We start from the raw sequence: 25,036 nt of genomic DNA, 5'->3' as shown, positions 1-25,036 counted from the left end.
AAAAACCAATGAAATGAGTAACTAAGGTGTCTGGAGTTCGTTAGAAAATCTTGATACTCAAAATACTGCGTATAGGGTGTCTGAGATTCGTTACAAAACAAGTATAGCGTTTAGACTGTGCCCAATTCGTTAGAGACGGACCTCAGTCAATAAGTAGACACTTACGTTGCGGATTTTCCGGTGAATTGATTTGCCAAACGGGCAGGGGAAAGATACTGTGCACATGTCGTAGTTCAATATAAGATACTGCGTGCATACTGTATGAATAGCGTGCGCAATAGGTGCTACCATACGGTCAACACCAGTGCAGTAGAGTAGTAGAAGTACGTGGTTAATTAATTAAAGGAGCTGTCCCTGTCAAGTTCATGACTTATGGGACAGCTCCTTGATTGTAATATATGTGTCTTCCTAATCTTGAATGAGCTACAACGCACAATGCCGCACGAAGAGAAACAACGTTAACAGGATGCTTGTGTCATTTCAAAAGCACTCACAAGTCCGCGTTCTTTACTTACTCTGCGCTCTCCGCAAGTGTGGCAATACGCTGAGCAGGATCATTCATGTACTCTCCACCGTGATAACAGAGAACCTTATTGAGCTTAAGGTCGGTCAGTTTCTTCAGGCTTCGCAGCGCTTCAGGCATGTCCGGTGTCGCTTGTGGTGCAGGGCCAACCAGTTCATCATCGACCACACGAAGTTCATCGGCAGCGAGCAGGAACTGTTGCTCCCCGAAATACAGGCAGATATGACCTAGCGTATGTCCCGGTGTATGAATGACCTGTGTACCACCTTGAAGGGGTAATATGTCCCCGTCTTCCAGCGTTCTGCTAATGTTCACTTCAGGCAGCTGCAAGAGCAGTTGATCTGCCAGTGCCAAAACGGGCGCGGGCAACAGAGCACGACGTTCAGGTGTGAATTTGATCAAAGGTTTCTCACCGGTTAGATATGGAATCTCATCGGCATGTGCCCAGATTTCCAGATCAGGGATGGCATCCAGCAGAGCACCCAAGTTACCGATATGATCGATGTCCTGATGAGTAATAATCACACGTTTGACGTCAGAGAGCTGTACATCCTCTTGTTCCAATGCGGATTGAAGTTCAGCGAATTGTCCAATCATGCCTGTATCCACCAGGGTAACGCCATCTACATCACGAAGCATGACGGGGAATATGGGGCTGTTCCCGGAAGGTGTGGGAATCTGAAGATTTAGCACAGTAATCGAAGTTAATGGATGGCTCATGATGATCCGGACCGTAGTCCGGTACACCTCCTTTTTTTTTAGCGATGATTGTTGTTATTCAGGGCGATTGTATTTCAAGTGTTTTCTATACTTTTTTACCGTATGGAGCAGCGCTTCGAACGTTTCTTCTTCATTACTGCCATCCTTAACGATGGAGACAAACGAGAAGTTATCATGAACAAGTTTGTTCCTCGTCTGAAACACCAGGCTAAGGGCTTCAGCAAAGTGTTCTTTTTCGGATTCCAGAGCAATGAACTCTTTACTGAGTTCGGACTGAATAATCTCCATATTGGAGCGTGCACGGTAGGCAGGAGTTTTCATCAGCTGGGTCGAATTAAACTTTTTCTGATATACGTCTCTATATAGTTGATGTAACATTTGTTCAATAATGGCGCATAGTTCGATGACCAGTGAAGCATATCTTCGGTTTTTGCGTTTTCGGGTGAGCTCACGTGTTTCTTCTTTGTCCAAAATACCATATTTTTCATACAGCGTAGAATCAACGTTCTGCAAGATTTCCTGATATTCCTTTTCGAGTAGTGCGATTTCAAGTTTGGCTTGTTTTTTAACTTTTTTAAAATCTTCTTTGGTCAGCATACTTGTCCTCCCATGGAAACCGAGATGTGATCCTATCATTATCTCATATTGTCCGTCGTCGCGCCTCTAATTTCGGAACCTCAGGTTCAGAAGGGAAGTACCTCATGTCCAATCAGACAGCAATTGTAACAGGAGCTAACTCAGGTATGGGGTTGGCAACGACCATTGAACTTGCAAGGCAAGGATATCGCGTAATTATGGCATGCCGCAGTGAGAAGCGCGGACAGGAGGCTCTTCAGGAAGCTGTGCGTCAGTCCGGTTCTTCTGCGATTGAATTGATGCTGTGTGACCTGGGTTCACTCGACAGTATACGCCAGTTTGCCGGCACATTCCGCGAGCGTCATGATCACCTTGACGTTCTGGTTAATAATGCGGGGGTAGTGATGGTTAAGCGAAAGGAAACCTCAGACGGGTTCGAACAAAGTATCGGTATTAACCATCTGGGGCATTTCCTGCTGACCTTACTTTTGATAGAACCTCTGAAAGCTGCGAAGCAGGGACGGGTTGTGAACGTTTCGTCAGGTGCTTATAAGGCCGGCAAAATCCACTTCGAAGATCCACATCTGCACAAAGGTTATAATCCGATCAAAAGTTATGCCCAATCCAAACTGGCGAACGTGCTGTTCACTCGTGCACTGGCTAGCAAACTGTCAGGTACGTCTGTCACAGTGAACTGTCTACACCCTGGTGCGGTGGGAACGAGTATTGGCGTAGATCGCAATACCGGATTTGGCACACGCATTATGGCGTTTGCAGGTAAACTTCCATTCTTTCTGTCCCCTGAAGAGGGGGCGCGAACGGCTGTTTATCTGGCCACAAGCCCTGAAGTCGTCGGCATCACCGGTCGTTACTTCTATCAACAGAAAGAGCAGCAGCTGAAGGCACATGCCGTTGACAATGCTTCAGCTGAGCGTTTCTGGACGTGGAGCGAAGAACAGGTGGGGCTAAGAGATGACGAGAAGTTGTAATTCAGCACAAGCTGATGAGTGACTCATGAATAGAGTCGTTACATCTTTTATACTTTTGCCTTCACAGCTTGTTGGATCATTTCAATAACAGCTTCAATACGTTGGATGCCTTGATCTCCCTGACCGTATGCACGGACAGAGGCGGAGGAGGCATTTTTCTCATTCTCACCAAGCACGAGCGAATAAGGAACTTTTTCCATCTGGGCTTCACGGATTTTGTACCCGAGCTTCTCGCTCCGCAGATCTGTTTCTACCCGAATGCCCGCAGCCCGGAGCTCGCTCTGTACTTGGAGTGCATAGTCTGCATAATGATCTGACACAGGTAGGAGCTTCACTTGTACAGGTGCGAGCCAGAGTGGGAACGCTCCTGCATAGTGCTCAGTCAGGATGCCGATGAAACGATCGATCGAACCATAGATGGCACGATGGATCACGACCGGACGGTGTTTCAGGCTATCCTCGCCAATGTAAGTGAGGTCGAATTTCTCCGGCATTTGAAAATCAAGCTGGATTGTTCCGCACTGCCAGCTGCGCTTCAGCGCATCGAGGATATGAAAGTCAATTTTCGGTCCATAAAAGGCACCGTCCCCTTCGTTAATGCGATACTCCACGCCCCGACGATCTAGTACATTTTGCAATGCGCGTTCCGCTTGATCCCACAGCTCTTCCGATCCCATGGAATCTTTCGGACGAGTGGACAATTCAATCTTATATTCGAATCCAAAGATATCGTACATACGTCCGATCAGTGAGATCGCCTGATTGATCTCGTCCTCGATCTGCTCTGGCATGACGTAGAGATGAGCATCATCCTGGCAGAATGTCCGCACACGCATCATTCCGTTCAGGGCACCTGAGAATTCATGACGGTGAACCTGACCAAATTCCATCATGCGAATGGGTAATTCGCGATAGGAATGAAGTGTGTTTTTGAAGATCAGCATATGCCCAGGGCAGTTCATCGGTTTCAGTGCAAAAGTGGCATCGTCCACTTCTGAGAAATACATATTGTCCTTGTAATGCTCCCAGTGACCGGATTGCTCCCACAGACGATTGTTCATCATGAGAGGAGTCCGAACTTCCTGATACCCTTCCTGCAATTGCAACTCACGGGAGAACTGCTCCAGTTCAGTGCGAACAGTCATACCTTTGGGCAGATAGAAGGGCATGCCGGGCGCTTCTTCGGAGAACATGAACAGTTCAAGCTCTTTGCCAAGTTTACGATGATCCCGTTTCTTTGCTTCTTCGAGCATGTGCAGATGTTCATCCAGTTGGGCTTTGTTCGGGAAAGCAGTGCCGTAGATACGTTGCAGCATCTTATTATCCGAGTTACCCCGCCAGTACGCACCAGCTACATTCAACAGCTTAAACGCTTTGATCCGACCAGTGGATGGAAGATGGGGACCGCGACACAGATCGAAGAACTCTCCTTGATCATAGATTGAAAGTTCGGCGTCCTCTGGCAAATCCTGAATGAGTTCAAGCTTGTAAGGGTCCTGGAATTCTCCGAAGATACGGAGGGCTTCTTCCCGGCTAACGACCCGCCGACTGATCTTTTCATTTTCCTGAATAATTTTGTTCATTTCCCGCTCGATGGCAGCCAGATCACTGATGGACAAGGCATGATCCAGATCAACATCGTAATAGAATCCATCTTCAATGACTGGGCCGATACCCAGTTTCACTTGTTCTGCACCGTAGATGCGTTTGAGTGCCTGTGCGAGCACATGTGCTGCGCTGTGACGATAACGATACAGACCTTCCGCACTTTCTAAAGTAACGATAACAAGTTCGCAATCTTGCTGGAGCACCCAATCGAGATCGACATTTTGACCATCTACAATACCGCCGATAGCCTGTTTCCCAAGACTTGTGCTGATAGATGAGGCAACCGCACCTACAGTGATGCCTGCTTCGTAAGAACGTATCGCGCCACCTTGCAGATGGACCTCAATGGAATGACTGGATGGTTGAAGATCATTTGCTTGGTTGTTTATTTCGTTACCTGATTTGTTGCTTACTGAGTTACTGTTTTCTTGTTTGCTCATGTGAACCACTCTCCATTTCTTAAAATGAAAGCGCAAAAAACACCCGTCCCGGAAAAGGGACGAGTGCGCTTGGCTCGTGGTTCCACCCTAATTTTGGTTATGGTGCACCCTGTTCTCGGCCAGCCGCCGGAACAGAAAACATCATAACCCTCATTGGAATCCGTTATCGGGGATCAGGCGGTGAACTCTACTGGCAGCAAGCCAAACATCCGAGGGAAGTTCGAAATGCTGAGGTTCGAGGTCACGGCTGCAGAGGGGTAATTCCGGTCCGTTCGCTGAAGAAGGTTTCACCAATCCCCTCTCTCTCTGGGCAGCACGCAATCGAAATCATGTCTCTGGTCATCGCCAAATATGTTAGATCAACTCATTCAAATTATTCTGAAATGTGTTGCATTCAATATTAATATATTGGAACAGGTGTTATTGAGTGTCGATTATATAGACTGAAAATGGAAAGGTCAAGCGGAACATTTTAATTGGTTTCGGACGGCCCATCCCATATTAAGCGAATGATCGTTCCTTCACCAGGGGTGGACTGTACCTCAATACGACCATTCATGGCTTCGATCAAACCTTTGGTTACCGCCATACCCAGCCCTGATCCAACATCCGATGTACCTGTATCTGTACCGCGATAGTATCGTTCAAATAACTTCCATACCGTCTCGGAGTCCATGCCGCGTCCATTATCGGCAAACTCAATGCTGAATTCATCTGCCTGCTTACCAGAATGCACGCTGACAACCAGGATCGACTCGGCCGGATTATGAAGAAGGGCATTGGCAGTCAGATTATCCACAATTCGTTCAAACGACGGAATATGGACAAGTCCATACACAGGCACTTCGGAAGGTTGGAATAGGATGCGACCTTCCCCATATGCGGGATTCCGTTCAGCGCGCTGGATCAGATCACGGAGCAACGTATTTACGTCAGTCTCTTCCGCCACAGGTTGATATCCTCCACTGCGTAATCGATAGGTCATGGCAAGGTCGTTGACAAGCCTGTCCATATACATGGACTTATCGAGCATTATGCCTGCGAATTCCCTGACTTCCTCCGTGGTCCAGCTATATTTATCTGCCTCAAGCATATGCGCATAACCCTGAATGGAGGAGAGGGGCGTCTTCAGGTCATGTGTTATGCCAGCGATCCATTCCTCCCGCAGAGAATCGGTCTGTTTCCGAAGTTCTTCATCTTGCTTCAATGTGTGAGACAGGGCCTGCATGGAGTGAAGTACTTCAGCATATACCTTGTATTTTCGCTTCCACTTTCCGTTACGACGCTGACTGCGAGGGATTCCGAAGGCTCCAGTAGGTTCCTCGTAGTGCCCCCTCTCCAGACGCTGTAACCATTGGAGCATATGCAGCATGGGTGAGCCAAATCGGTTGGCATACCAGAAGGCAAGCAAAATGAGCAACATGATGATAGACACGATCAATATAACCAATGCCGGTTCCAGAATAAAACTGTAGGGGTTTTGAGTTCCGGTCGCCAATGGATCACCAGGTATGCTAATCAGCCAGGTGGTTTCATTCTGTTCGTCGTACCACGTTGCAACAGACATACCGGATCGACTCGGATAGCGAATTTTCAGAACCAGTTCCTGAATGGTGTATTCGCTTGGTACGCCCATGGCTGGTTTGTTGAAGGAAGAAATTTCACGTCCTGACGGGTCCAATATTTGAAGATAAGCATTGGCAGTACGAAGGGCCTCCTGTTGGTTGGGCTGAAGATTAAGCTTCCCGTTGGTAAAAGCAAGATCTGAACGAATGTTATTCATTAAGGACTTGGCCGGGTTACTCTCGCCATATAACAAGGTGAAGTTCTTCCCGTTTTTCTCCCGGATCAGCATGACGATCTGATAAGGAAAAGGCTTCTGGCTTTCCCAGTATGCAATCAATTCCCCCGGTTTATAGTGAGTAGGAACATCGGCGGGTGTGTGGTATTCATCAATGGCGTAACCTCGTTCATCCAAAACTTGGAGCCAGCCTTGATATTTATCCACTTGCTTTAGCAATTCGGGGTCATATCGGATCGTATCATCCGGCATGATCTCTGCTGTATTAATTAATTGGTCCAGACCGTTGGCAGCAAAATCATCTACCAGATTCACTTCATTCACCTTTTGCACGACCCAGTAAGTCGCTACAGACCCAAGCAGGATGATAAGAACGACTGCACCGGCAAGCATCCCGATAAACCGGGTCATTAACCTGCGACGAATACTCATGGGCGTGACACATGTTCCGGCTGAATCAGTTTGTAACCCAGACCCCGGACGTTGACGAGAAACACCGGATTGGAAGGATCGGCTTCAATGCGCTCCCGAATGCGGTGAATATGAACCATCACGGTATTGTCATCACTAATGGCTTCCGAGCCCCAGACCCGCTCATATAGATCTGATTTGGTGAAGATTCGATTGGGATGTTTGCAGAAAAAGAGTAACAGTTGGAACACAAGTGCCGGACAAGATACGGACTCACCTTCAACCCGAAGTTCACCAGCCCACTCCAGTACCTGGAATCGTCCAAAGTCGTACACGCCTTCCGATGTGCTGGGAGATGACGCATTTACGTTAGATGGGACATGATCCGAGATCGCTACGCTTTTAGATGGTAAATAACGCTTCAGTAATGATTTAATTCGAGCAACGACTTCCAGCGGATTAAAGGGTTTGGCAACATAATCGTCGCCACCAACAGCGAATCCGGTTAATTTGTCATAATCGGTTGTTTTGGCCGTCAGAAACAGGATGGGCGCATCGGTGACCTGCCGTAGAAAAGGACAGATTTCCAGTCCACTTTTGCCAGGAAGCATGATGTCGAGCACGATGCAATGATACGTCTTGTTGTTGCATGCCTCGATGGCAGCTTCGCCTGTTGTAACGGTATCAATATCGAGAAACTGCTCTTTGAGCAGAACGGTTTTCAGCATATGCAGAATAGCCTGTTCATCATCCACAAGCAGTAATGAGACGTTATCCATAGTTTAAAAATGACCTCCTGATCCTTCCGTTGTGTGTATTGCTAATCATACCATCCAAGAAGGCTGTATAACGTATGAGCTATCTTAACGGAATCTTAATTATACAGCGTTAGAGGGCGTTGCAAGTTTAACTACATGTAAGATGGGGTTAGACGAAGGATAAGACTCATTCTGTACACTTAACTGGAAAGTATAACGATTAACTGAAGGGATGTTGAGAATGAACAGAGAAGGTCATCTGAAATCAGAACAACAAACACATTCAAAATTACAGAATAGTAAAGGCTGGAAGGTGCTTGCGATTACCCTTGGAGCTTGCGTGATATTGTCTGCTTGCGGCAACAGTAACTCCATTACTTCCGACCAGGCAGAGCAGCAGTCAGCCGAACAGGCGTCCAATAATGAAGCGAGCGAGAACTCCAATCAGGAGCAAAACTCAAGTCCAGAGGTGAGCGCGGTGGTTACACCGGACAATTTCATAGATACGTTGATGAACGGTTCAAAGGATGCAATCTATAATCAGTTCTCTCCGGAATTAAAGGGGACGTTAACACTTGAACAGTTCAAAACGACCGCCGATCCTTTTCTGGAGGGTGTTGAATCGTGGGAGCAAGTGGTAGACGCCAAAATGAATCAAATATCCGAGGTGGCCTGGAAGGATCAGACTGGGACGAAAGGAATTCGAGCCTATTTTTCCGAAGAAAATCAAATTGAAGGTCTCTCGATCCAACCGCTGCAAGCTCATGAGGACACGGATGCCAAATTCACCAAAACGGAATTTCAATTGCCGATGAAGGGAGAATGGTATGTATTCTGGGGAGGTAATGATGTGTTGTCGAACTATCATTATGAGCACGAAACGCAGCGGTATGCGCTGGATATCGTACGGACCAAAGAGCAATCCAGTTATCAAGGTGATGCAAAGGAAAATCAAAACTACTATGCTTTTGGTGAACCGCTCTATGCAGCTGCCGATGGTACTGTCGTCGATATCAAAAATGATATACCGGACAATGTACCGGGTGTCATGAATCCGGAAGAACCGGCTGGTAACTACGTGGTAATCGACCATGGCAACAGTGAATACAGCATCACAGGACACATCAAGAAAGGCAGTGTCTCGGTCAAAAAAGGAGATAAGCTCAAGCAGGGAGACCCTATCGGTGAGCTTGGTAATTCGGGAAATTCCAGTGAAGCTCATCTGCATTTCCAGGTATCGGATGGCCCGGATCTGTTCACATCTCGCTCAATTAACATTCGTTGGGCAGACCAGAGTCAGCAGTTCACTCGTGGGAACACAATTCAGGGACTTCCAGAGTAATGCTATATATAAGTTAAAGCATTGAATTTACACTGGACTACTACGCGGTCAGAACCATCTTCCGATCGCTGTTATCCCCAGATTTTATTGATTCCCTTATATAAAGGGGCAAATCCGGGGATAAAGGCGCACGCTTCGCTTCTTCTGATTGGTTCTGTCCTCTCCGTTGTCGTGTAAATGTTTACTTAAACATATACAGATTTCTCTGTCAGAATGTTAGGGATGACGAAGACTTCTCTTCTCCGTTATAATATCTTCTATAATTAGACGTTTGATCTGGAATGATGGAGGAATAGCGATGAAACTGGAAGATGTGCAGATTGAATATGCGCGCCTGGAGGACTTGCCGAGGATTGTGGAGATTTATAATTCTACTATTGAGGGCCGTATGGCAACAGCGGATTTGGAGCCAGTGACGGTGGAGCAACGTTTGCCTTGGTTCGAGGAACATACACCGGAACATCGTCCGCTTTGGGTGATGAAGCAGGCAGGACAGGTGGTAGCTTGGGCGAGTCTCAGCTCGTTCTATGGACGTCCTGCGTATAATGGAACGGTGGAAGTCAGTGTATACGTGGATCAGCAATGCCGCGGAATTGGGGCTGGTGGACGTTTGCTCGAAACGGTATTTGCGGCATGTCCTGTACTTGGAATTAAGACCATTCTTGGATTTGTCTTCGGGCATAACGAACCGAGTCTGGGGTTATTGCGCAAGCATGGGTTTGAACAGTGGGGATATTATCCCGAAGTGGCCGTGTTGGATGGTGTGAATAGAGATCTGGCGATTTTGGGCAAAAAAATATAAGTGTCGTTCTTATTCGTAACATAAGAACACTGAAAACCTCCAACCTAAATTAATAGGATTGGAGGTTTTTTTGTCGTTCGACTATATTCTTCGCTATGTGAAAAAGGAGGTTGTGTTTATACGCCAAGCTGCTGTTTAATCTCTTGGATCTGTCCCAGATGACGTTCCTCATGATAACTTGTAAAGTCAATCCATTGGGTTAGATTCATCTCACCAAATACGGGATGAGGAAAGGACTTGCTACGCAACAGGTCAGGATCATGATCCAATGCAAAGTTGTTTAACGCTTGGTGAGATTCGTCCAGATCACTGCGTACGTCTGCAAGTGCTTCAGGTGCTGCTGGAGGCTGAAGATGGGGTGGTGCCTCGACGGAGCGGCTGCGGTCCAACGATAATTCATATGGTTTTTTGTCCACAGACACCGTCTGTTCCTTCTCGAGGGCCAGGCGGGCTTGTTTTCCAATTACATTTTCCATCAGATTCAGATGTCGTAGTACTTGCATAATACTCCATTGTTGGGGTGAAGGTTTTCGGTTCAATTGTTCTTCTTCGAGTCCAGAGACTGCTTCCCAGATTTGGTTGCGTATATCGTCATTACGAGTAAACATCGTACAATCCTCTCCTTATATATAGGTTCTATGATGCGGGTAGTCTGTGTATGTTCATTACCCCAAATGTGGATGCTTATTCTATAAGCATTGAGAATGGAAAGAGTGAATGCGAACCTAGGCAAGATTATCCTTGTTAGATGTAATTCGTGGCAAATAAAAAAAGCCGTTCTCCATGAACGGTTCATTTAAATCCATCCCAAGTCCAAAAAAAGATTGACGGGCAGACCCCGGCAAACTATAATCGGTACAAGTAACTTGATATGTAAGGAGTCCTGACATGATATGTTAGTAATCGACGAGGTGTATCACCATACAGCATTGCAAATATCATCGTCCGATTTATTGTACCTTATCGAACGGCTGAAGGTCAAAAAAGAAAATGAGATCCAAACGCTCAAGCAGAAGATCGAACAGTTTGAACAAAAGCGTCGAGCGGAAGAGGTTGCTTATCAATCGTTGTCGCCCGTACGCAAATGGTTTGCGGGACGTCCAGCATCCCATCATCAGGCGGTGGAGTATATGGTGCAGGTGAAGGAACGTTTTCGCAAGATGGAACAGATTCGCAGACGCATACGTGAATTAGATCAGATCTCAGAACGAATTAAGCATCCGGACAGCATTGAGCGGGACGAGATTGAGCTTGCGCCTGATACAATCCGTGAGCTCAGACAGCTTAGTGAAACGGAGGATGTACAAGCATGACTTTGGAGACGTTAAGCACCGGGATTGATACGGTCTGGGTCGTACTGAGTGCAGCGATGATTTTATTGATGGAGGGTGGATTCGCCCTGCTCGAGGCTGGCTTTGTGCGTTATAAAAATAGTGTGAACATTATTATGAAGGTTTTTGCTGACATTACGATTGGGACGTTGCTGTTCTATGCCATCGGTTTTGGACTGATGTATGGTTCGGACGTAGGCGGTTTTGCGGGAGTAACGGGATTTTTCCTGAATGGGGATTTGTCTCACCTGGACGTGCCGGTATCTCTGGAGACATTCTGGTTGTTCCAGGCGGCCTTTACCATTGCCGTTATTTCCATCGTTTCGGGAGCGGTAGCCGAGCGGATCAACTTCCGTGCTTATCTTTTGTATATCATATTGATGACGGCAATCATCTATCCGATTGGTGGACACTGGGCATGGGGCGGCGGCTGGCTTAGTCAGCTGGGGATGCAGGACTTTGCCGGTTCGGCTGTCATCCATGCACTCGGCGGATTCTCGGCATTGGCGGCTGCGATTATCATCGGCCCGCGTAAAGGGAAGTACACGCCACTTGGCGTAAGTGCCATTGCACTCCCGAGCAATCTGCCACTGGCATCTGTAGGTGCATTTCTGTTATGGTTCGGCTGGTTTGGCTTCAATGCGGGTAGTACACTCAGCGCGACAGATGTAAGAATTGGTCACATTGCGATTGTCACGATGTTATCTGCGGCTTCGGGTGGTGCAGTTACGCTACTGTATACGTTATTCCGCTTCAATCGTTCAGATGCACCCTCGGTCATTAACGGTTCGCTTGCAGGACTGGTCGGTATTACGGCAGGCTGTGCTTTTGTTGGCGATGTAGCAGCGATATTCATTGGGGCAGTATCCGGCTTGTTGATGATGGCTGCCACTAACTGGCTGGACCGTCGACAGATTGATGATCCGGTTGGTGCTTTCCCGGTGCATGCCGCATCAGGAATGTGGGGCACGATTGCTGTAGGTCTGTTTGCCACGGATGGTGGATTATTTATGGGCGGCGGCTGGAGGTTGCTGGGTGTTCAGGCACTTGGCCTTACAGCCTTGGTCATCTGGGGATTCGCCATGACCTGGATCGGGCTGAAATTGATTGGCAAAATTGTGCCTGTACGTTCGACAGAGGAAGAGGAGGATTTGGGTCTGGATATCAGCTATCATGGTGTGATGGCAGCCCATCAGGCCCATGAATTCCTGGACGGTGAGGAGCATATGCGCGCTTACCAGGAAAAGTCTTCTGATCCAAATCGTTAAATGGAATATAGGATAAAGAAGTAGACTGACAGGGGATGTCAGTCTCTTTTTTTGCTAGAAGCAGGGAAAGACGTCCGGGCGGAAGAATATACAGGTGTGAACCTGAATATGTCTCAGCATAGGTGTATTGTCAAAAGGGGAGGATCTATATGATTAAGCCAGAACAATGTGAACGTCTGACCAGAAAAGCCCGTAAAACACTTGAGGAATATGGTTTGGGAGTTGCTGCCGATCTGCTGTTGTCTTCAAGTCGCTGGGGAATTCGCCTCGATGTATCCACACTGGACGAATATCGCAGAACAGGAAACTCACGTGTGGGTGGACATCCGGATTTGCCAAGTCGCATGGAATGGCCCGTAACACAAGAAGGAGTTCCGATGACTTTCCTGGCCCAACTGAACCTGGTGGATTTGTCGCCGTATACGCCGAATGATGGGCGCGGGACTTTGCCTGAACGTGGAATGTTATACTTTTTCATTGGCACGGATGAATCTGCTTGTCCCATTGAACATCGTGTGATTTTTGAGCCGAGTTCTCATAACCTGATAAGGCGAGAACCTGAGGGTGATACCGCGCTGGATGGAGCACCGTTTGTTGCACATTCGGTGACTGTGCTGCCAAATCTTGAGTTTCCTACATATGCATATATCGACGCCAACGCGCTGAATGAGCTCTCGCCGCTTCGGCTTGAGACCGATGAGACCGAATCGGAAGTAAGTCTGTATGACCGCTACCTTGAATTCGAGTCGAGTTGGAATCATCCAAGTACGCTGAATTGGGGCGGGATGTTTGGATATCCTGACGGGCAGCATCCGGATGCCGAGCATCGTGCCTTGTTACAGATCGCACTGGGAGAAGAGTACGATTATAATGAGCAGGAGTGTGAGAAGAAGCTGACCAAGCATTACGGCGGTGATGAGGATCGGACATGGCAGGAACTATCCGATACGCTGCTGCTGTTGAAGATAGATACGCATGATGCTATTGGTTTCCAATGGTGGGATTGCGGGGAACTGCAATTTTTCATTCGCAAGTCTGACTTGGAGGCTGGACGATTCGAGCAAACGTATTGTTCGTTATACTCAAGTTGAACAAAGATTTGAAAACAAATAGGCAACAAAATGTCCTGAATCCCGTCTATATGAAGGAGGAAGGACTTTTTTTGTTCGTAGATTGATATATAAATTGAACTAAAGAATATTTACACTGCACACTCCGATGACAGAACAACCTTCCGATCGCTGTTATCCCCAGATTTTTTTGAGTCCTCTTATAAAGGGGAAATCCGGGGATAGCGTATGCTTCCGATGCAGCTTTCTTTCAGAAAGCTTGTAGGCGAAGTGTATGCTTTCGAAGTAGCTTTCTTGCAGAAAGCTTTTAGCTCCGCTTCTTCAGGTCCTTTCTGTCTTCTCCGTTTTGTGTAAATGTTTTGTTCAATTTATATAGATTTGGGGTATATATTAAGGAGGGATATCTTGGTTGATAACCGATCATATGTTCTGTATAATGGGATAAAAAGGAAGTGTATCTGTTGATTCAATCTGCGTTTAAACATATTGACGTAGCCGTAACATCGTTAATTGATATATGTGATCAGTTGTCGGAAGAAGATTTGGCTTTGACTCCAATTGAAGGTAAACGGCCTGTTGGAGAACTACTAGCTCATCTGTCTGTGATCTGCCGAGCGGATGTTTATATTTCCGAAGGTGCATCGGAGGAAGAGATGGCTCAATTCTATGCAGAGAATCAGGTGCATTCGCTCGGTGAGATCAAGCAGGCTTTGATTGATAACCAGATGTATCTATACCAACGGTACAGGCAGTTTAACACGGAAGAGTTATTACATGTGACGGATTCGTACTGGGGAGCTTCCTATAGTCGGCTGGAGTGGCTGCTTGAGATTATGGGACATGTGTATCATCACAGGGGACAATTGTATACGATGCTGACCCTGACGGGCAAAGAACCCGAATCAGTACTTTTTAAATAGAAACGGATAGAATACATATAAGCATGTTATAGGAAATATCATGGGTTAAAGTGGGAATAGACCGACGATACTACACGCCATACGTGAAATAACGGAGGATTCGGGACGTGGAACAACACGATACATGGAATGCATCGATGGACAATACGTTGATTGACAGGTTAAAACAGATTCCTGAACTTGGTCAGGCCACGCGGATTGAACCTGTTATGAGGGGTTATTCAGCAGATACTAAATTCAAAATGTTTGTCCCTGGTCAAGGCCATGTGCTGGTGAGGGTGTATGATATTGCTGAGGAATGGATGAAGCAAAGGGAATATCAATATTTGCAAAGCATGCAACAATTAGGTGTACTGTGTCCAGCAACGTTGGGCACAGGTAGATTGGATGAGAAGCATGGTTATATGATTTTTAGCTACATTGAAGGCGAAGATGCTTCCGAGAGACTGCCTCAGCTGAATGAACAGCAGCAGTGGGCGGTTGGTTTGGAAGCAGGAGCGCAGCTACAGCTGATTCACCAGTTGCCGATGGAGGAACAGATCGAATCATGGTACATACGCAAGAGCACCAAGCATCAACGTTACGTGGAGCGCTATAGACAGTGCCCTATTGTGATGAAAGAGGATCATGTTATTCTAACGTTTATTGCAGACCATCTCGGTTGGATGAAAAATCGTCCAGATGGATTTCAGCATGATGACTTTCACCCGAGCAATCTTGTCGTTAAGCAGGATAAACTCGCAGGAGTGATTGATTTTAATCGTTATGATCAAGGTGATCCCATTCATGAATTTTTGAAGCTGGGTTTGTTTGCTTCGGAGATCAGTATTCCATATTCCATAGGTCAAATTCAGGGCTATTTCGATGGCAATGAACCGGATGAGTTATTCTGGAGACTGTATTCACTGTATACGGCTATGGCGCTGGTGTCTTCTGTGGTGTGGATTCAGCAGGTGAAGCCTGAAGAGACGCTTGAGATGATGGCCAAGATCGAGCGTGTCCGTGAAGATCACGATGATTTTCGCAGTTTCATCCCTCGGTGGTATACTTTGAACAGGTAAGGAATTGGGGAAGGAAAAGCATAGCCAACAGATTAGATTATGCTAAGGTATACCCGGATCAGAAGATTATATTTAAGGCCAGGCAGCGAAGTGAAACTTAGGCACAATCGGTTATTACTGGAGAAGTCTAATATTCGGTATGAGGAGGATGAAATGAACAATAGACACATGAACTCGGATGGAGAGCTGCCTGGTATCTCCGGATTGGGCGGATGGCTTATTTTAATCCAGATCAGTCTTTGGTTTGCGTTGGTGTTTCTCATTTCGGATGTATCGCAGGTGAATGTCATCATGGACCCTGCCAGATGGGAAGTAGACCGTGGTGTCGATCCTCAGATTTACACGGAGATGATCCGTCCACTCCTATGGTTTGGTTTCATAAGCAGTACCATTCTATTGATGATCGTTATCGTGAATCTCATTCTTTTATATAAACGGAAGAGACAGTTTCCACTTATGATGATGGTGATGTACCTGATGAATGTGATCATAAGCATCGTGACGTGGATTCTGATTGCGCGCAATGAAATCCCAAGAGAACAGCATGTGCTTGATGCAACTCCGGCTTTTCAGCTGATCGTACGATCCATTCTGACGTGCTGTATCTTCATTCCATATTTCCTAAAGTCGGTACGTGTGAAAAATACGTTTGTGAAGTAAATAGACTTCTTTGATTGTCTCACTGCACTATAATGCTCTATAAAAAGCGATACGTAAGGCCCGTAGGTATACAAGATTTTATCCTGTATGCTAACGGGCCTTACGTGTGTTGAATATGTGAAAAGAACGATTATTTCGATGATGATTTTGCCCGAAGTGAGGCGGGAATTCGGCGTATCATCTGGTTTAATACCTCGGATAACACCAGGCCAACGGCAATAGCGCCGGATAACATGAGTGCCTTGGCGGCCATCTCCATAGCGGCACTGTAGTCATTTTGCACAAAACTTCGCATCGCATTATACGCCAGTCCACCAGGAACGAGAGGAATGATGCCTGCGACGCTGAAGATGATGACGGGTGCGCGAAACATGCGAGAGAACACCTGGCTGATGACACCTACGGCTATGGTCGCTGCAAGTGTAGCAGGCACCGCATCCGCTGCATATTCAAGCACGATATAGATAATCCAGCCGATCATGCCGACAAATCCACCGTGGAGTAACATGCGTCGTGGTGCGTTGAAGATGATTCCAAACGCGGCTGAAGCGACAAAACTGGTCAAGGCTTGTTCAATAAAATGGAGCATATCCTGCATTCCTCCGTCTTACATAAAAAGTGAAAATACAACTGCAATGCCGGTACCTATGGCAAAAGCAGTCAGAAATGCCTCGGCTCCCTTGGATAATCCGGATACGAGATGCCCGGCCATCAGATCGCGTACAGCATTGGTAATCAGCAGCCCCGGAACCAGCGGCATAACCGAACCAATAATGATTTTGTCCCGTTCATGACCCACTCCCATATAGATCAGGAGAAAAGCGAGTAAGCCAATAACAAAGGATGCCGTAAGCTCGGCAAAGAATTTGACCCGCACCAACCTGTGAAAGGCAATAACGGCTGCATAACCTATGCCCCCGCAGATTAACGCCGGAAGAAAGTCGCTCCAGCCCCCGCCAAACATAATGGTAAAACAACCACTGGATAACGCTGCGGCCGTAAGCTGCACAGCCGTTGAATAGGAGGAGGGCTTTCCTTCGATCTGTATCAACAGATCATGGGCTTCCTGAGCGGATAGCTCACCTTGTCCGATGCGACGGGAGACCGCATTCACCTCGGACACCTTGTCCAGATCCGTCGTACGTTCGGAGATACGAATCAGCTTGGCGGGTTCGGTTGCATCCACAGAGAAGAAGATGCCTGTCGGAACAACGTAACTGTGCGAATGGGGTAAGCCCAGCGCAGCTGCCATACGTTTCATCGTATCTTCCACACGGTAGGTTTCACCACCGCTTTGCAGCATGATTTTGCCTGCGAGCAGACAGATTGCAATCACGCGTGATTGTTCAGTAGGATTGCTGCCAATCATACCCGTCTCGGCTTGTGATACGGGTGATGAATCATGACGTATGTATTCCAACCGGATCAAGCTCCGTTTCATATGAGATATGGGGTGGTGCGACACCATTGTATCATATTTCACACGCTCGCAAGGAATCATACGGCACCATCGCCAAGACGATAAAAAAGCCTCGTTCCCAAGACTTGAAGATCTCAGGAGCGAAGCTTCTTGGAACAGGTTCGGATATAGAAGTATAATACCACTACATCAACAGTGTGATAACCAACAATTCATACAGCACAAGCGGCAAAATCGTTGGTCCAAACAAGGCGCGCGGCTCAGGATATCCATGCATCGGGGTAACCTGGAGATACAAAATTCCCCGGTCTGCACTGATGATGACACCTTCCCACACTTGCCCATCGATATTCTGGACTTGTACCTTCTTGCCTACATGCTGCCGGGCTGTATGATGAAGCATATTCCGCACACTTTGCACGGATTGAAGCATCGGTTGATTGGCTTGATACACGACACGTGTGGATGGCGTGGATGTGGATTCAGACATGATGCACAACCCTTCCTCAAAATAAGTTCTTACTTCAAGGTATGCATCTGCCTATTAAAGGTGATTACACAAACGCCATCTCAAGGCTCCCGCGTCCATTTTCATAAGCGACTTTGCCTAATGCTCCATTCACAAAGGTGAGCTGGGGTGGAACATGGCCGAGATCCACATCGTACAGTACAGGGACATCCAGATCCCCAAGTGCAGAGGATAGGGCATTGGTGAAATTAAAATCCGCTGTATCGGAATAACCCGCAGGTCGGCCAAACATGAAGCCTTTCACACCTGCAAACCAGCCAGCCTGTCTCATCTGCCACAGATGACGGTAGATATCGCCCGCATTCATCTCACAGCTCTCCAGATACCAGATGGTACCTTCGTCTACACAGTACTGATCCAAATACGATTGGACGGGTGCATACGGCGTACCAATCAGACTGGAGATCGTATCCATACAGCCACCGATCAGCCGACCGGAGAACGACACAGCGGTGTCTGCATCTTCCGAGTGGCCGAGCTGTTTCCAGCGCGAAGGTGTATCCAGGTTAAATCCAGGAGATTCCGGTTTCCATGCCGATTGATAATGTGTAGAAGACGATTGTGTGATCTGTCCGCCGTATTTGGTCTGTAACACATCAATCCAGCGCGCAGTCACGGGATCGAGGGCGTTTGATCTTAGATCAACATAGTTGGTGCCATGTGCGGATGCTGTTCCGGTGATCAGGGTATATGCGAACAGGAACGTACTGATATCCGAGTATCCCATGACCCATTTGGGCGGTAATGTTTTCAAAGCTTCCCAATCCAGCAGGGGGAGGATATCCATTAGAAATTCCCCGCCCCATGGAGGGATAATGGCTTGAATATTTGGATTGCGGAAAAATTTATTCATCTCTTCGGAGCGTTCCTCTTTGGAGGCACTCACACATTTGGTGTTGTGGCGGAGCGATGGGCTTTCCAGCACGTCAAAACCAAGGCGCTCCATATTGCGTTTGCTCTCCTCAAGATAATGGTATAGGGATTCGCTTACACCGCTGGAGGGGGCTGCCACACCGATCATGTCCCCTTGCGCGAGTGGTTGCGGATAACGGATAGAACGATTATTCATTGTGGAAACACCCTTTCCTGTGAACATATCGATTTAAATGCAGCTGTTTAATATTTTCATTATAGTGCATGGCAACGTCGAGTGGCTTGCAATTATGGCGGTTAGATTTTCTTTAGGGAGTCACAGGAATTTCAATAGAGAACGGTGCACGAATTTGATCAGGGTAAGAAAATATTTCCATTGTCAGATTTCCTTTGGCTGCGGCTCCATCTTTAATGACAACTCTTGCTTCAAAGACGGAAGGGCTCCAGCCTACTTCATTAATGTCGAAAGGGTTTCCTTTACTGTCCTCAATATTGGTAAATGATAGCCCCGAAGTAGCATTTTGAGCATCTGCAATTGAAAACTCGAGGATCAGATTTTTGCCCTGGACCGTGCTTTGCAGCAATTTCAAACTGGATGGGCCACCTTGTATTTCACCTGAAGAGGGATCGATGCTGATAACCAGTTCTTCCTTATCCACTGCTGAAAGGCCAGACCCTTGCAGAGTCAGTTTTTTCGGAGTGGAGAAGTACATGCTTTCGAAAAAGACGGAACTTCCAGAGCCTGAGATAGAAGATGAATCTGTTCGCCATGCTCGGCCTTGCTCATCTACCAAGTGCAGATCACGAATGTTAAAGATTGTTTTGGTATTGTTCCGATCATATTCGATATCAAGTACAAGACGAGTGGGATACAGAATGGCCTGTTTCACATGGATACGCTGCCCGTCCACGGTCATTGTTTGATTTACGGGAATGATTTTTTTCATCCCTTTTGTTAAGCTGTGATCCACGGGGAAGGTGACCTTCCACTTATTATTCGGTTCCTTACCTCGTTCCTTAAATACAACGGTCAGCTCTTGTGGAGGTAAAGATTCTGTGAATGAGATATCGATTTTATCCTCATAAATTCCACTTTCTGAAGCTGGATTTAGAGAGGAATAGCTAAACGCAACAGGTAACTTTTTACCGTTCTCATCCAGCAAATCAATGTCATAGTTGAATTTCTCGGGATCTTTCATACCTTTCATCGTGTAAAAAATAACCATACGTGACTCGTCTGTGATAATGCCTTCAACGGTCAAGGAAGTACCATCATGCTCGTCGGTGACACCGACCTGCTGTAAGAGGGACTTATCGATGGCCATCATTAATCCTTTGTCCTGGCGAATCATACTCACAATGCCCTCCATTCCGGGCAATTGCTCCACGAAGGATGCAAAAGCGGGAGAGACACGGATACATCCGGTAAACAGCAGGATGAAGGCCGCTGCCGAGATGGAACTCATGTACCAGCGCAGCCGGGACTTTCGCTTACGGGCAGCCTGGCGGATTCCGGACTGCACAGCCTGATAGGCGGCAGAATCGGGCACAGGCATGGTTTCGTATTCCGTCTTTCGAGCATTCAGACGTTCTTCCAATGTGTCGAATGAGTTTTGTTCATCCGTCATGAGGATACATCTCCCTTCGTTTCAAGTTGATCACGGAGCTGTCCGAGTGCCCGATGTAATCGGGATTTTACGGTTCCGGTCGGGATTTCGAGAATATCGGCAACTTCAGTTAAGGAGAAACCTTCGAAATAACTCAGGATAATAATCTGTTTGCAATCCCGGTCAAGGGTGGATACGGCCGCAGCAAGATCGGGGTCCGCAGGACGATCCCAGCTGCTGGATTCATGAATCTCGGTGACGGGACTGAACCGACTTTTGCGTTTGCGTTCGTCCGCACAGTAGTTGAGCAGAATGCGGATGAGCCAAGTGCCAAAGTAGGATGGTTCTTTTAATTTTTTGAGTTTACGGAACGCCCTGAACGTTGATTCCTGAATCGCTTCGAGCGCATCACCTTCGTTATGCAGGTAGGCATAGGCGATACGGTACAGTTGGCTCTGATGTAATTCCATTAAGGCTGCAAAAGCCTCGGCATCCCCTTTTTGTGCGGCTATGGTGAGCTGAGTAGGGGTCACATGGCTCCTCCTTTCATGGATATGTTGAGTATTAGACCGTGTAAGGCATCAAACGGTTCTTACTCCCTGGAAAAAATATAATGTATCGGGATTTCTATAGAGGTTGAACGAAGTATTTACATGAGAACGTAGAGGACAGAAATAACGTGAAGAAGCGGAGCTAAAAGCTTTCTGAAAGAAAGCTCCTTCGGAAGCATACACTTCGCCTTTATCGCCAGATTTTCACCTTTGTAAAATTGAATTAAAAAATCTGGGGATAACAGCGATCGGAAGGTTGTTCTGTCATCGGAATGGCAAGTGTAAATATTCTTAGCTCAACTTATATAGCCTCTCACCGATAGAGGTATGTAATCGGACAACAAATAACCGTCAGACCTTCTCTTTGTACTCCAAAAAGAGTCCTGACGGTTATTCGCGTATTACTCACGTTATCTAATCATTATTGCTGATGCGCTGTAACGGCTGCTCGCAGACATGAAGCTGTAGACGTGTTACCACTTTCAAGTGAAATCTCTAGTGCGGTCTGGCCTGCTGAGTTTAGCGCGTTTGGATCAGCTCCATGCTGAAGTAACATCTCGATAAGTTCGATCTGATCCGTATGAAATGCTGCCGAGTGCAACGCATATTGTCCATCGCTGTCCAGAATATTCGTGGATGCCCCATGTTCGAGTAAAAGTTGGATAACTTCTGGTGAACGTTCTCCGGCAAGTGCGGCATGCAGTGCAGTATTGGACGGAATAAAGGAAATCTTGGAATGAGAAAGGGCGTTAACATCCGCTCCATGCTCCAGAAGAAGACGAACTACTCCTGCTTGTCCATAATGAGAGGCATATCCCAGCGGAGTTAACCCATCCTGATTTTCAATATTTGTGAGTTCCGGGTGAGAAGCGAGCAATAATTGCAGGTTGGCCACATCTCCAGCCTGTGCAGCCTGAAATAGTTGATTCATCTGTTCTGCATGATTCATAAAGGAATACCTCCATCTGATGAGATATTAGAATTTACAGGGATTCATTAAACATCTTCTTCACAGCTTCCAGCCCAGGCACGGCAAAGCAGGCGAGTGGAGAGGGCAAATCATTCAATGGGAACCAACCGATCTCACCGATGGCTCCGCCTTCTTCCAGATTACGAGCATGACCGCCAATCACCTTGGTGGAATAGAGCACGGATATCCAATGTTCCTTCTGTTGTGGCTGGATCGTCTCCGCCGTGCAGAGCAGACTGTCAATGGCGATATCCAGATTCACTTCCTCCTTGATTTCACGGATGACGGCAGTCTCCAGTGATTCATAGGGATCTACTTTCCCACCGGGAATACTCCAGGTGTGCTGCTCGGGCTGACGATTCCGCCAAGCGAGAAGCACTTCGCCCCGTTCATTCAGGATGACCGCACCTACGCCGATGCGAGGTGAAATTTCAGATTCACCTATTGGAACAGAACTTAATTCCGACATTGACAGCGAAGCTTGTTCGTTCCCATTAGGTTGTGAAAAACCACCCGCTACCATATCCCCAGATTCAGGAGTACGAGTAGACTGGAATGACAAGGGAAGCCCAGCCTGTGCGGACCATTCTTCAGCAAGGATACTCATTGAGATCAGGTCGTAATGCATGCCATCCCGCAAAACTGCTGAACGCTGGCGACCCTCTTCCCGGAATCCGGCTTTTAGGTACGCACGTCTCGCGGCTTCATTGTATTCAATGACTTCCAGCGCAATCCGGTTCAGGTTCAACTCGTGGAAGCCGTATCGAAGAATCAGAGCCAGAGCGTCGCTTCCGTAACCTTTACCTCGATCATTCTCTTCGCCGATACCAATGGCCAGACGAGCCGACCGATTGTTCCATTCAATTCGGTAGAGGGCTGTGAATCCAATGAATCGGTTACCCTCCAGTGTACGTAATGCAAATTCAAATCCGTTGTCTCGCCGGACAGACGAAGAACCCGTTTCATCCGGCGTTAACGGGATCGCGATATCGGTATCCATGTTGCGCAAATATTCATAATCATCTGTGAAGCGGGAGAGACGCATGCAATCTTCCGGGCATGGGGCCGCTAATCTGACTTTGGAACCTAGAAAACCATTTAAATGACGTGGAGACATGTTGCACCTCTTTTGTTCGATATGAAATCAATCGTTTCTCCCCATTATACTACGAACAGGAGAGGATACCGAAAAATGGCACCAAACGAGCTACACTCAGGGAAAAACAACAAAAAAAAGCAGCCGTTTCGGGCTGCTTGTACATTCATTATTTCAGATCATTCAATAAATTCTTCATTTTTTTGTAATGTCCACTGACCCGATCAACCATGTAGTTATACATGAGCTGATTCTCCGAAAGATTCGCCATTTCCTTGTCAATGTCAACGTTATTGTTGTTATTGTTCATGGCTGTTTCGTTGTTCTCGACAATTCGGTACTGTACGATGGAAGAATTGGGATCACTGACAGGGAAGTGTTTGTTATGAGTCCGCTTCATGGCGAGCTGATCTGTTTTGCCATTTTCAACGATACGTCGCAACTCTTCCTGAAATTCTACCGTTTTCTTTTTGTAGTTGGGTGTGTCTGCATTGGCAATGTTGTTGGTGATGGCATTGTGTTGTGCAGTCAGTGCTTGTAACAGTGATTCGTTACGTCTTGTCGTATTCGTTTCGATCACGGGCTCAGTCTCCTTCACTGTAGATTGTACAGTTACTTCTATAATAAGAAATAAAGTTGCACACTGTCAACAAAACAAAGAAAAAGACAAGCACATGCCGGAGGTCCCCGATAAGAAGAACCCTGCCTTCATGAAATCTTGTCTTAGCCCTTGCCCTTATGGATCAGCGTTGAACAACCTCTTTAAGAGGGACGATTAATATTTTTGCCGTAATATATCTCGTCCATCTCCAGCTTCAGCCACTCCGTAATCTCCTGTTGTTCCTTCTTGCTGAGCTTATCTTTAGTGTACCCAAACAGATAATTGTCGAGATCAAATTCCCTCAGTTTACACTTGGTGTGAAAAATATTCTCCTGATAGACGTTCACGTCAATCATGTCAAAGCTGCTCTTGATCTCATCCGGAATATAATTCTGAATCGAGCCGATCTCATGGTCAATGAACAGCTTGCGTCCGCTCGTATCCCGCGTAAAACCACGCACCCTGTAATCCATCGTCATAATGTCCGTATCAAAGGAGTGGATCAGATAATTCAGCGCCTTAAGCGGTGAGATCTCACCGCAGGTGGAGACATCAATGTCCGCACGGAAGGTACTGATACCTTCACTAGGATGAAATTCAGGGTAGGTGTGCACAGTGATATGGCTTTTATCCAGCTGCATGACAACGTTATCGGGCAGAGGGCCGGGAGATTCATCGAGTGATTCTTCGGGGATCTCCACGATTGGACCTTCCGAGACAAGCATCGTAACACTCGCACCTTGAGGCACGTAATCCTGCTGGGCAACATTAAGAACGTGGGCTCCGATGATGTCGGAGACGTTGTTCAGAATTTTACTCAGCCGGGCGGCGTTATACTGTTCATCAATATATTCAATGTAAGCTTCGCGTTCGTCTTTGGTTTTGGTATAACAAATATCGTACATATTGAAACTCAACGACTTGGTCAGGTTGTTAAATCCATGCAGTTGAATGCGCTGCTCTGGCGTAATTGTCATGGTTGCAGTTCCCCTTATCCCATACGACATATCATCGCAGTTATAATACTACTTATACCCAACCTGCCTCGAAAAAAAACATATGTACATCATTCAAAATACGATTCCCCTCTGATGAAAGCTATGCATGAA

At 46.9% G+C, this 25,036-nt stretch carries 25 protein-coding genes and 1 pseudogene; 9 read left to right on the top strand and 17 right to left on the bottom strand.

All coding sequences use genetic code 11. From position 1 onward, the window contains the following. Positions 1 to 511 precede the first annotated feature (511 nt). A complete protein-coding gene (locus tag MKY28_RS18540; RefSeq protein ID WP_340936607.1) occupies positions 512 to 1,243 on the bottom strand; it encodes an MBL fold metallo-hydrolase in 732 nt (243 codons plus the stop codon). Positions 1,244 to 1,297: 54 nt separating this feature from the next. Next, on the bottom strand, positions 1,298 to 1,840 hold the full coding sequence (locus MKY28_RS18535) for a hypothetical protein (RefSeq protein WP_340936606.1): 543 nt from the start codon (positions 1,838 to 1,840) through the stop codon (positions 1,298 to 1,300). Between the two features lie 104 nt (positions 1,841 to 1,944). Between MKY28_RS18535 and MKY28_RS18530 the strand changes: the two genes are divergently transcribed. Beyond that, positions 1,945 to 2,808: an SDR family oxidoreductase gene (locus MKY28_RS18530; RefSeq protein ID WP_340936605.1), complete on the top strand. Its 864-nt coding sequence runs from the start codon at positions 1,945 to 1,947 to the stop codon at positions 2,806 to 2,808. Between the two features lie 47 nt (positions 2,809 to 2,855). Here MKY28_RS18530 and thrS read toward each other — a convergent pair whose 3' ends face one another. The 3 genes from thrS to MKY28_RS18515 form a co-directional block, all read right to left on the bottom strand. Next, positions 2,856 to 4,856, bottom strand: a complete 2,001-nt coding sequence (gene thrS / locus MKY28_RS18525) for a threonine--tRNA ligase (RefSeq protein ID WP_340936604.1) — start codon at positions 4,854 to 4,856, stop codon at positions 2,856 to 2,858. A gap of 472 nt (positions 4,857 to 5,328) precedes the next feature. Beyond that, the gene (locus MKY28_RS18520) at positions 5,329 to 7,089 is read right to left on the bottom strand and encodes a sensor histidine kinase (RefSeq protein ID WP_340936603.1); all 1,761 of its coding nucleotides are present in this window, start codon (positions 7,087 to 7,089) and stop codon (positions 5,329 to 5,331) included. After that, positions 7,086 to 7,847 (bottom strand): response regulator transcription factor, encoded by a 762-nt coding sequence (locus MKY28_RS18515; protein ID WP_340936601.1) that lies wholly within the window; start codon positions 7,845 to 7,847, stop codon positions 7,086 to 7,088. The genes MKY28_RS18520 and MKY28_RS18515 overlap by 4 nt, the downstream gene beginning before the upstream one ends. 220 nt (positions 7,848 to 8,067) lie before the next feature. On the opposite strand from MKY28_RS18515, the gene MKY28_RS18510 reads away from it, so the two are divergent. Both MKY28_RS18510 and MKY28_RS18505 read left to right on the top strand, forming a co-directional pair. After that, on the top strand, positions 8,068 to 9,168 hold the full coding sequence (locus MKY28_RS18510) for a peptidoglycan DD-metalloendopeptidase family protein (protein ID WP_340936599.1): 1,101 nt from the start codon (positions 8,068 to 8,070) through the stop codon (positions 9,166 to 9,168). A gap of 298 nt (positions 9,169 to 9,466) precedes the next feature. Then, positions 9,467 to 9,970, top strand: coding sequence for a GNAT family N-acetyltransferase (locus tag MKY28_RS18505; RefSeq protein WP_340936598.1), 504 nt, complete (start codon positions 9,467 to 9,469; stop codon positions 9,968 to 9,970). A 116-nt stretch (positions 9,971 to 10,086) separates the two neighbouring features. On the opposite strand, the gene MKY28_RS18500 is transcribed toward MKY28_RS18505, so the two are convergent. Then, positions 10,087 to 10,578, bottom strand: coding sequence for a DinB family protein (locus MKY28_RS18500; protein WP_340936597.1), 492 nt, complete (start codon positions 10,576 to 10,578; stop codon positions 10,087 to 10,089). 285 nt (positions 10,579 to 10,863) lie between these two features. On the opposite strand from MKY28_RS18500, the gene MKY28_RS18495 reads away from it, so the two are divergent. From MKY28_RS18495 to MKY28_RS18470, 6 genes are all read left to right on the top strand, one after another. Continuing rightward, positions 10,864 to 11,283 (top strand): hypothetical protein, encoded by a 420-nt coding sequence (locus MKY28_RS18495; RefSeq protein WP_124113473.1) that lies wholly within the window; start codon positions 10,864 to 10,866, stop codon positions 11,281 to 11,283. After that, a complete protein-coding gene (locus tag MKY28_RS18490; RefSeq protein WP_036610695.1) occupies positions 11,280 to 12,569 on the top strand; it encodes an ammonium transporter in 1,290 nt (429 codons plus the stop codon). Before MKY28_RS18495 ends, MKY28_RS18490 begins: the two co-directional genes overlap by 4 nt. Before the next feature lie 149 nt (positions 12,570 to 12,718). After that, a complete protein-coding gene (locus tag MKY28_RS18485; RefSeq protein ID WP_100527925.1) occupies positions 12,719 to 13,660 on the top strand; it encodes a DUF1963 domain-containing protein in 942 nt (313 codons plus the stop codon). Positions 13,661 to 14,100: 440 nt separating this feature from the next. Then, entirely contained in the window at positions 14,101 to 14,559 is a 459-nt protein-coding gene (locus MKY28_RS18480) for a DinB family protein (protein WP_051449640.1), read from the top strand. Positions 14,560 to 14,666: 107 nt separating this feature from the next. Beyond that, the gene (locus tag MKY28_RS18475) at positions 14,667 to 15,620 is read left to right on the top strand and encodes an aminoglycoside phosphotransferase family protein (RefSeq protein WP_253506520.1); all 954 of its coding nucleotides are present in this window, start codon (positions 14,667 to 14,669) and stop codon (positions 15,618 to 15,620) included. Positions 15,621 to 15,773: 153 nt separating this feature from the next. Continuing rightward, positions 15,774 to 16,280: a DUF2569 family protein gene (locus MKY28_RS18470; protein WP_340936593.1), complete on the top strand. Its 507-nt coding sequence runs from the start codon at positions 15,774 to 15,776 to the stop codon at positions 16,278 to 16,280. A gap of 130 nt (positions 16,281 to 16,410) precedes the next feature. Here the strand turns inward: MKY28_RS18470 and MKY28_RS18465 are convergent, their stop codons facing one another. From MKY28_RS18465 to speD, 11 genes and pseudogenes are all read right to left on the bottom strand, one after another. Continuing rightward, positions 16,411 to 16,869 (bottom strand): threonine/serine exporter family protein, encoded by a 459-nt coding sequence (locus MKY28_RS18465; protein WP_036610676.1) that lies wholly within the window; start codon positions 16,867 to 16,869, stop codon positions 16,411 to 16,413. An 18-nt stretch (positions 16,870 to 16,887) separates the two neighbouring features. Further along, a complete protein-coding gene (locus MKY28_RS18460; protein WP_036669533.1) occupies positions 16,888 to 17,649 on the bottom strand; it encodes a threonine/serine exporter family protein in 762 nt (253 codons plus the stop codon). Positions 17,650 to 17,884: 235 nt separating this feature from the next. Then, positions 17,885 to 18,190: a hypothetical protein gene (locus MKY28_RS18455; RefSeq protein WP_047842070.1), complete on the bottom strand. Its 306-nt coding sequence runs from the start codon at positions 18,188 to 18,190 to the stop codon at positions 17,885 to 17,887. Positions 18,191 to 18,254: 64 nt separating this feature from the next. Further along, complete coding sequence (locus MKY28_RS18450) at positions 18,255 to 19,298, bottom strand: S66 family peptidase (RefSeq protein WP_340936592.1); 1,044 nt, start codon at positions 19,296 to 19,298, stop codon at positions 18,255 to 18,257. Positions 19,299 to 19,410: 112 nt separating this feature from the next. Next, entirely contained in the window at positions 19,411 to 20,730 is a 1,320-nt protein-coding gene (locus MKY28_RS18445; protein WP_340936591.1) for a DUF4179 domain-containing protein, read from the bottom strand. Next, positions 20,727 to 21,242 carry a sigma-70 family RNA polymerase sigma factor gene (locus tag MKY28_RS18440; RefSeq protein ID WP_076327227.1) on the bottom strand — a complete coding sequence of 172 codons (516 nt, stop codon included), beginning with the start codon at positions 21,240 to 21,242 and terminating at the stop codon, positions 20,727 to 20,729. The genes MKY28_RS18445 and MKY28_RS18440 overlap by 4 nt, the downstream gene beginning before the upstream one ends. Before the next feature lie 439 nt (positions 21,243 to 21,681). Beyond that, the gene (locus MKY28_RS18435) at positions 21,682 to 22,209 is read right to left on the bottom strand and encodes an ankyrin repeat domain-containing protein (RefSeq protein WP_340936590.1); all 528 of its coding nucleotides are present in this window, start codon (positions 22,207 to 22,209) and stop codon (positions 21,682 to 21,684) included. Between the two features lie 34 nt (positions 22,210 to 22,243). Next, on the bottom strand, positions 22,244 to 22,699 hold the full coding sequence (locus tag MKY28_RS18430; RefSeq protein WP_340937972.1) for an NUDIX domain-containing protein: 456 nt from the start codon (positions 22,697 to 22,699) through the stop codon (positions 22,244 to 22,246). A 159-nt stretch (positions 22,700 to 22,858) separates the two neighbouring features. Further along, a pseudogene (locus MKY28_RS18425) lies at positions 22,859 to 23,347 on the bottom strand (GNAT family N-acetyltransferase); the annotation flags it as partial. A 148-nt stretch (positions 23,348 to 23,495) separates the two neighbouring features. Continuing rightward, positions 23,496 to 23,906, bottom strand: coding sequence for a flagellar basal body rod protein FlgB (flgB, locus tag MKY28_RS18420; RefSeq protein WP_315371927.1), 411 nt, complete (start codon positions 23,904 to 23,906; stop codon positions 23,496 to 23,498). Between the two features lie 182 nt (positions 23,907 to 24,088). After that, on the bottom strand, positions 24,089 to 24,904 hold the full coding sequence (gene speD / locus MKY28_RS18415) for an adenosylmethionine decarboxylase (protein WP_036610662.1): 816 nt from the start codon (positions 24,902 to 24,904) through the stop codon (positions 24,089 to 24,091). Positions 24,905 to 25,036 lie beyond the last annotated feature (132 nt).

The sequence above is a fragment of the Paenibacillus sp. FSL R5-0473 genome, assembly GCF_038004565.1.
Lineage (GTDB): Bacteria > Bacillota > Bacilli > Paenibacillales > Paenibacillaceae > Paenibacillus > Paenibacillus amylolyticus.
This window is presented reverse-complemented; position numbering and strand designations above follow the sequence as displayed.

Excerpts from the sequence above, each read along its gene's own strand:
- MKY28_RS18540 (WP_340936607.1), bottom strand. The coding sequence starts at position 1,243 with ATGAGCCATCCATTAACTTCGATTACTGTGCTAAATCTTCAGATTCCC.
- MKY28_RS18535 (WP_340936606.1), bottom strand. The coding sequence starts at position 1,840 with ATGCTGACCAAAGAAGATTTTAAAAAAGTTAAAAAACAAGCCAAACTT.
- MKY28_RS18530 (WP_340936605.1), top strand. The coding sequence starts at position 1,945 with ATGTCCAATCAGACAGCAATTGTAACAGGAGCTAACTCAGGTATGGGG.
- thrS (WP_340936604.1), bottom strand. The coding sequence starts at position 4,856 with ATGAGCAAACAAGAAAACAGTAACTCAGTAAGCAACAAATCAGGTAAC.
- MKY28_RS18520 (WP_340936603.1), bottom strand. The coding sequence starts at position 7,089 with ATGAGTATTCGTCGCAGGTTAATGACCCGGTTTATCGGGATGCTTGCC.
- MKY28_RS18515 (WP_340936601.1), bottom strand. The coding sequence starts at position 7,847 with ATGGATAACGTCTCATTACTGCTTGTGGATGATGAACAGGCTATTCTG.
- MKY28_RS18510 (WP_340936599.1), top strand. The coding sequence starts at position 8,068 with ATGAACAGAGAAGGTCATCTGAAATCAGAACAACAAACACATTCAAAA.
- MKY28_RS18505 (WP_340936598.1), top strand. The coding sequence starts at position 9,467 with ATGAAACTGGAAGATGTGCAGATTGAATATGCGCGCCTGGAGGACTTG.
- MKY28_RS18500 (WP_340936597.1), bottom strand. The coding sequence starts at position 10,578 with ATGTTTACTCGTAATGACGATATACGCAACCAAATCTGGGAAGCAGTC.
- MKY28_RS18495 (WP_124113473.1), top strand. The coding sequence starts at position 10,864 with ATGTTAGTAATCGACGAGGTGTATCACCATACAGCATTGCAAATATCA.
- MKY28_RS18490 (WP_036610695.1), top strand. The coding sequence starts at position 11,280 with ATGACTTTGGAGACGTTAAGCACCGGGATTGATACGGTCTGGGTCGTA.
- MKY28_RS18485 (WP_100527925.1), top strand. The coding sequence starts at position 12,719 with ATGATTAAGCCAGAACAATGTGAACGTCTGACCAGAAAAGCCCGTAAA.
- MKY28_RS18470 (WP_340936593.1), top strand. The coding sequence starts at position 15,774 with ATGAACAATAGACACATGAACTCGGATGGAGAGCTGCCTGGTATCTCC.
- MKY28_RS18465 (WP_036610676.1), bottom strand. The coding sequence starts at position 16,869 with ATGCTCCATTTTATTGAACAAGCCTTGACCAGTTTTGTCGCTTCAGCC.
- MKY28_RS18460 (WP_036669533.1), bottom strand. The coding sequence starts at position 17,649 with ATGATTGGCAGCAATCCTACTGAACAATCACGCGTGATTGCAATCTGT.
- MKY28_RS18455 (WP_047842070.1), bottom strand. The coding sequence starts at position 18,190 with ATGTCTGAATCCACATCCACGCCATCCACACGTGTCGTGTATCAAGCC.
- MKY28_RS18450 (WP_340936592.1), bottom strand. The coding sequence starts at position 19,298 with ATGAATAATCGTTCTATCCGTTATCCGCAACCACTCGCGCAAGGGGAC.
- MKY28_RS18445 (WP_340936591.1), bottom strand. The coding sequence starts at position 20,730 with ATGACGGATGAACAAAACTCATTCGACACATTGGAAGAACGTCTGAAT.
- MKY28_RS18435 (WP_340936590.1), bottom strand. The coding sequence starts at position 22,209 with ATGAATCATGCAGAACAGATGAATCAACTATTTCAGGCTGCACAGGCT.
- MKY28_RS18430 (WP_340937972.1), bottom strand. The coding sequence starts at position 22,699 with ATGTCGGAATTAAGTTCTGTTCCAATAGGTGAATCTGAAATTTCACCT.
- speD (WP_036610662.1), bottom strand. The coding sequence starts at position 24,904 with ATGACAATTACGCCAGAGCAGCGCATTCAACTGCATGGATTTAACAAC.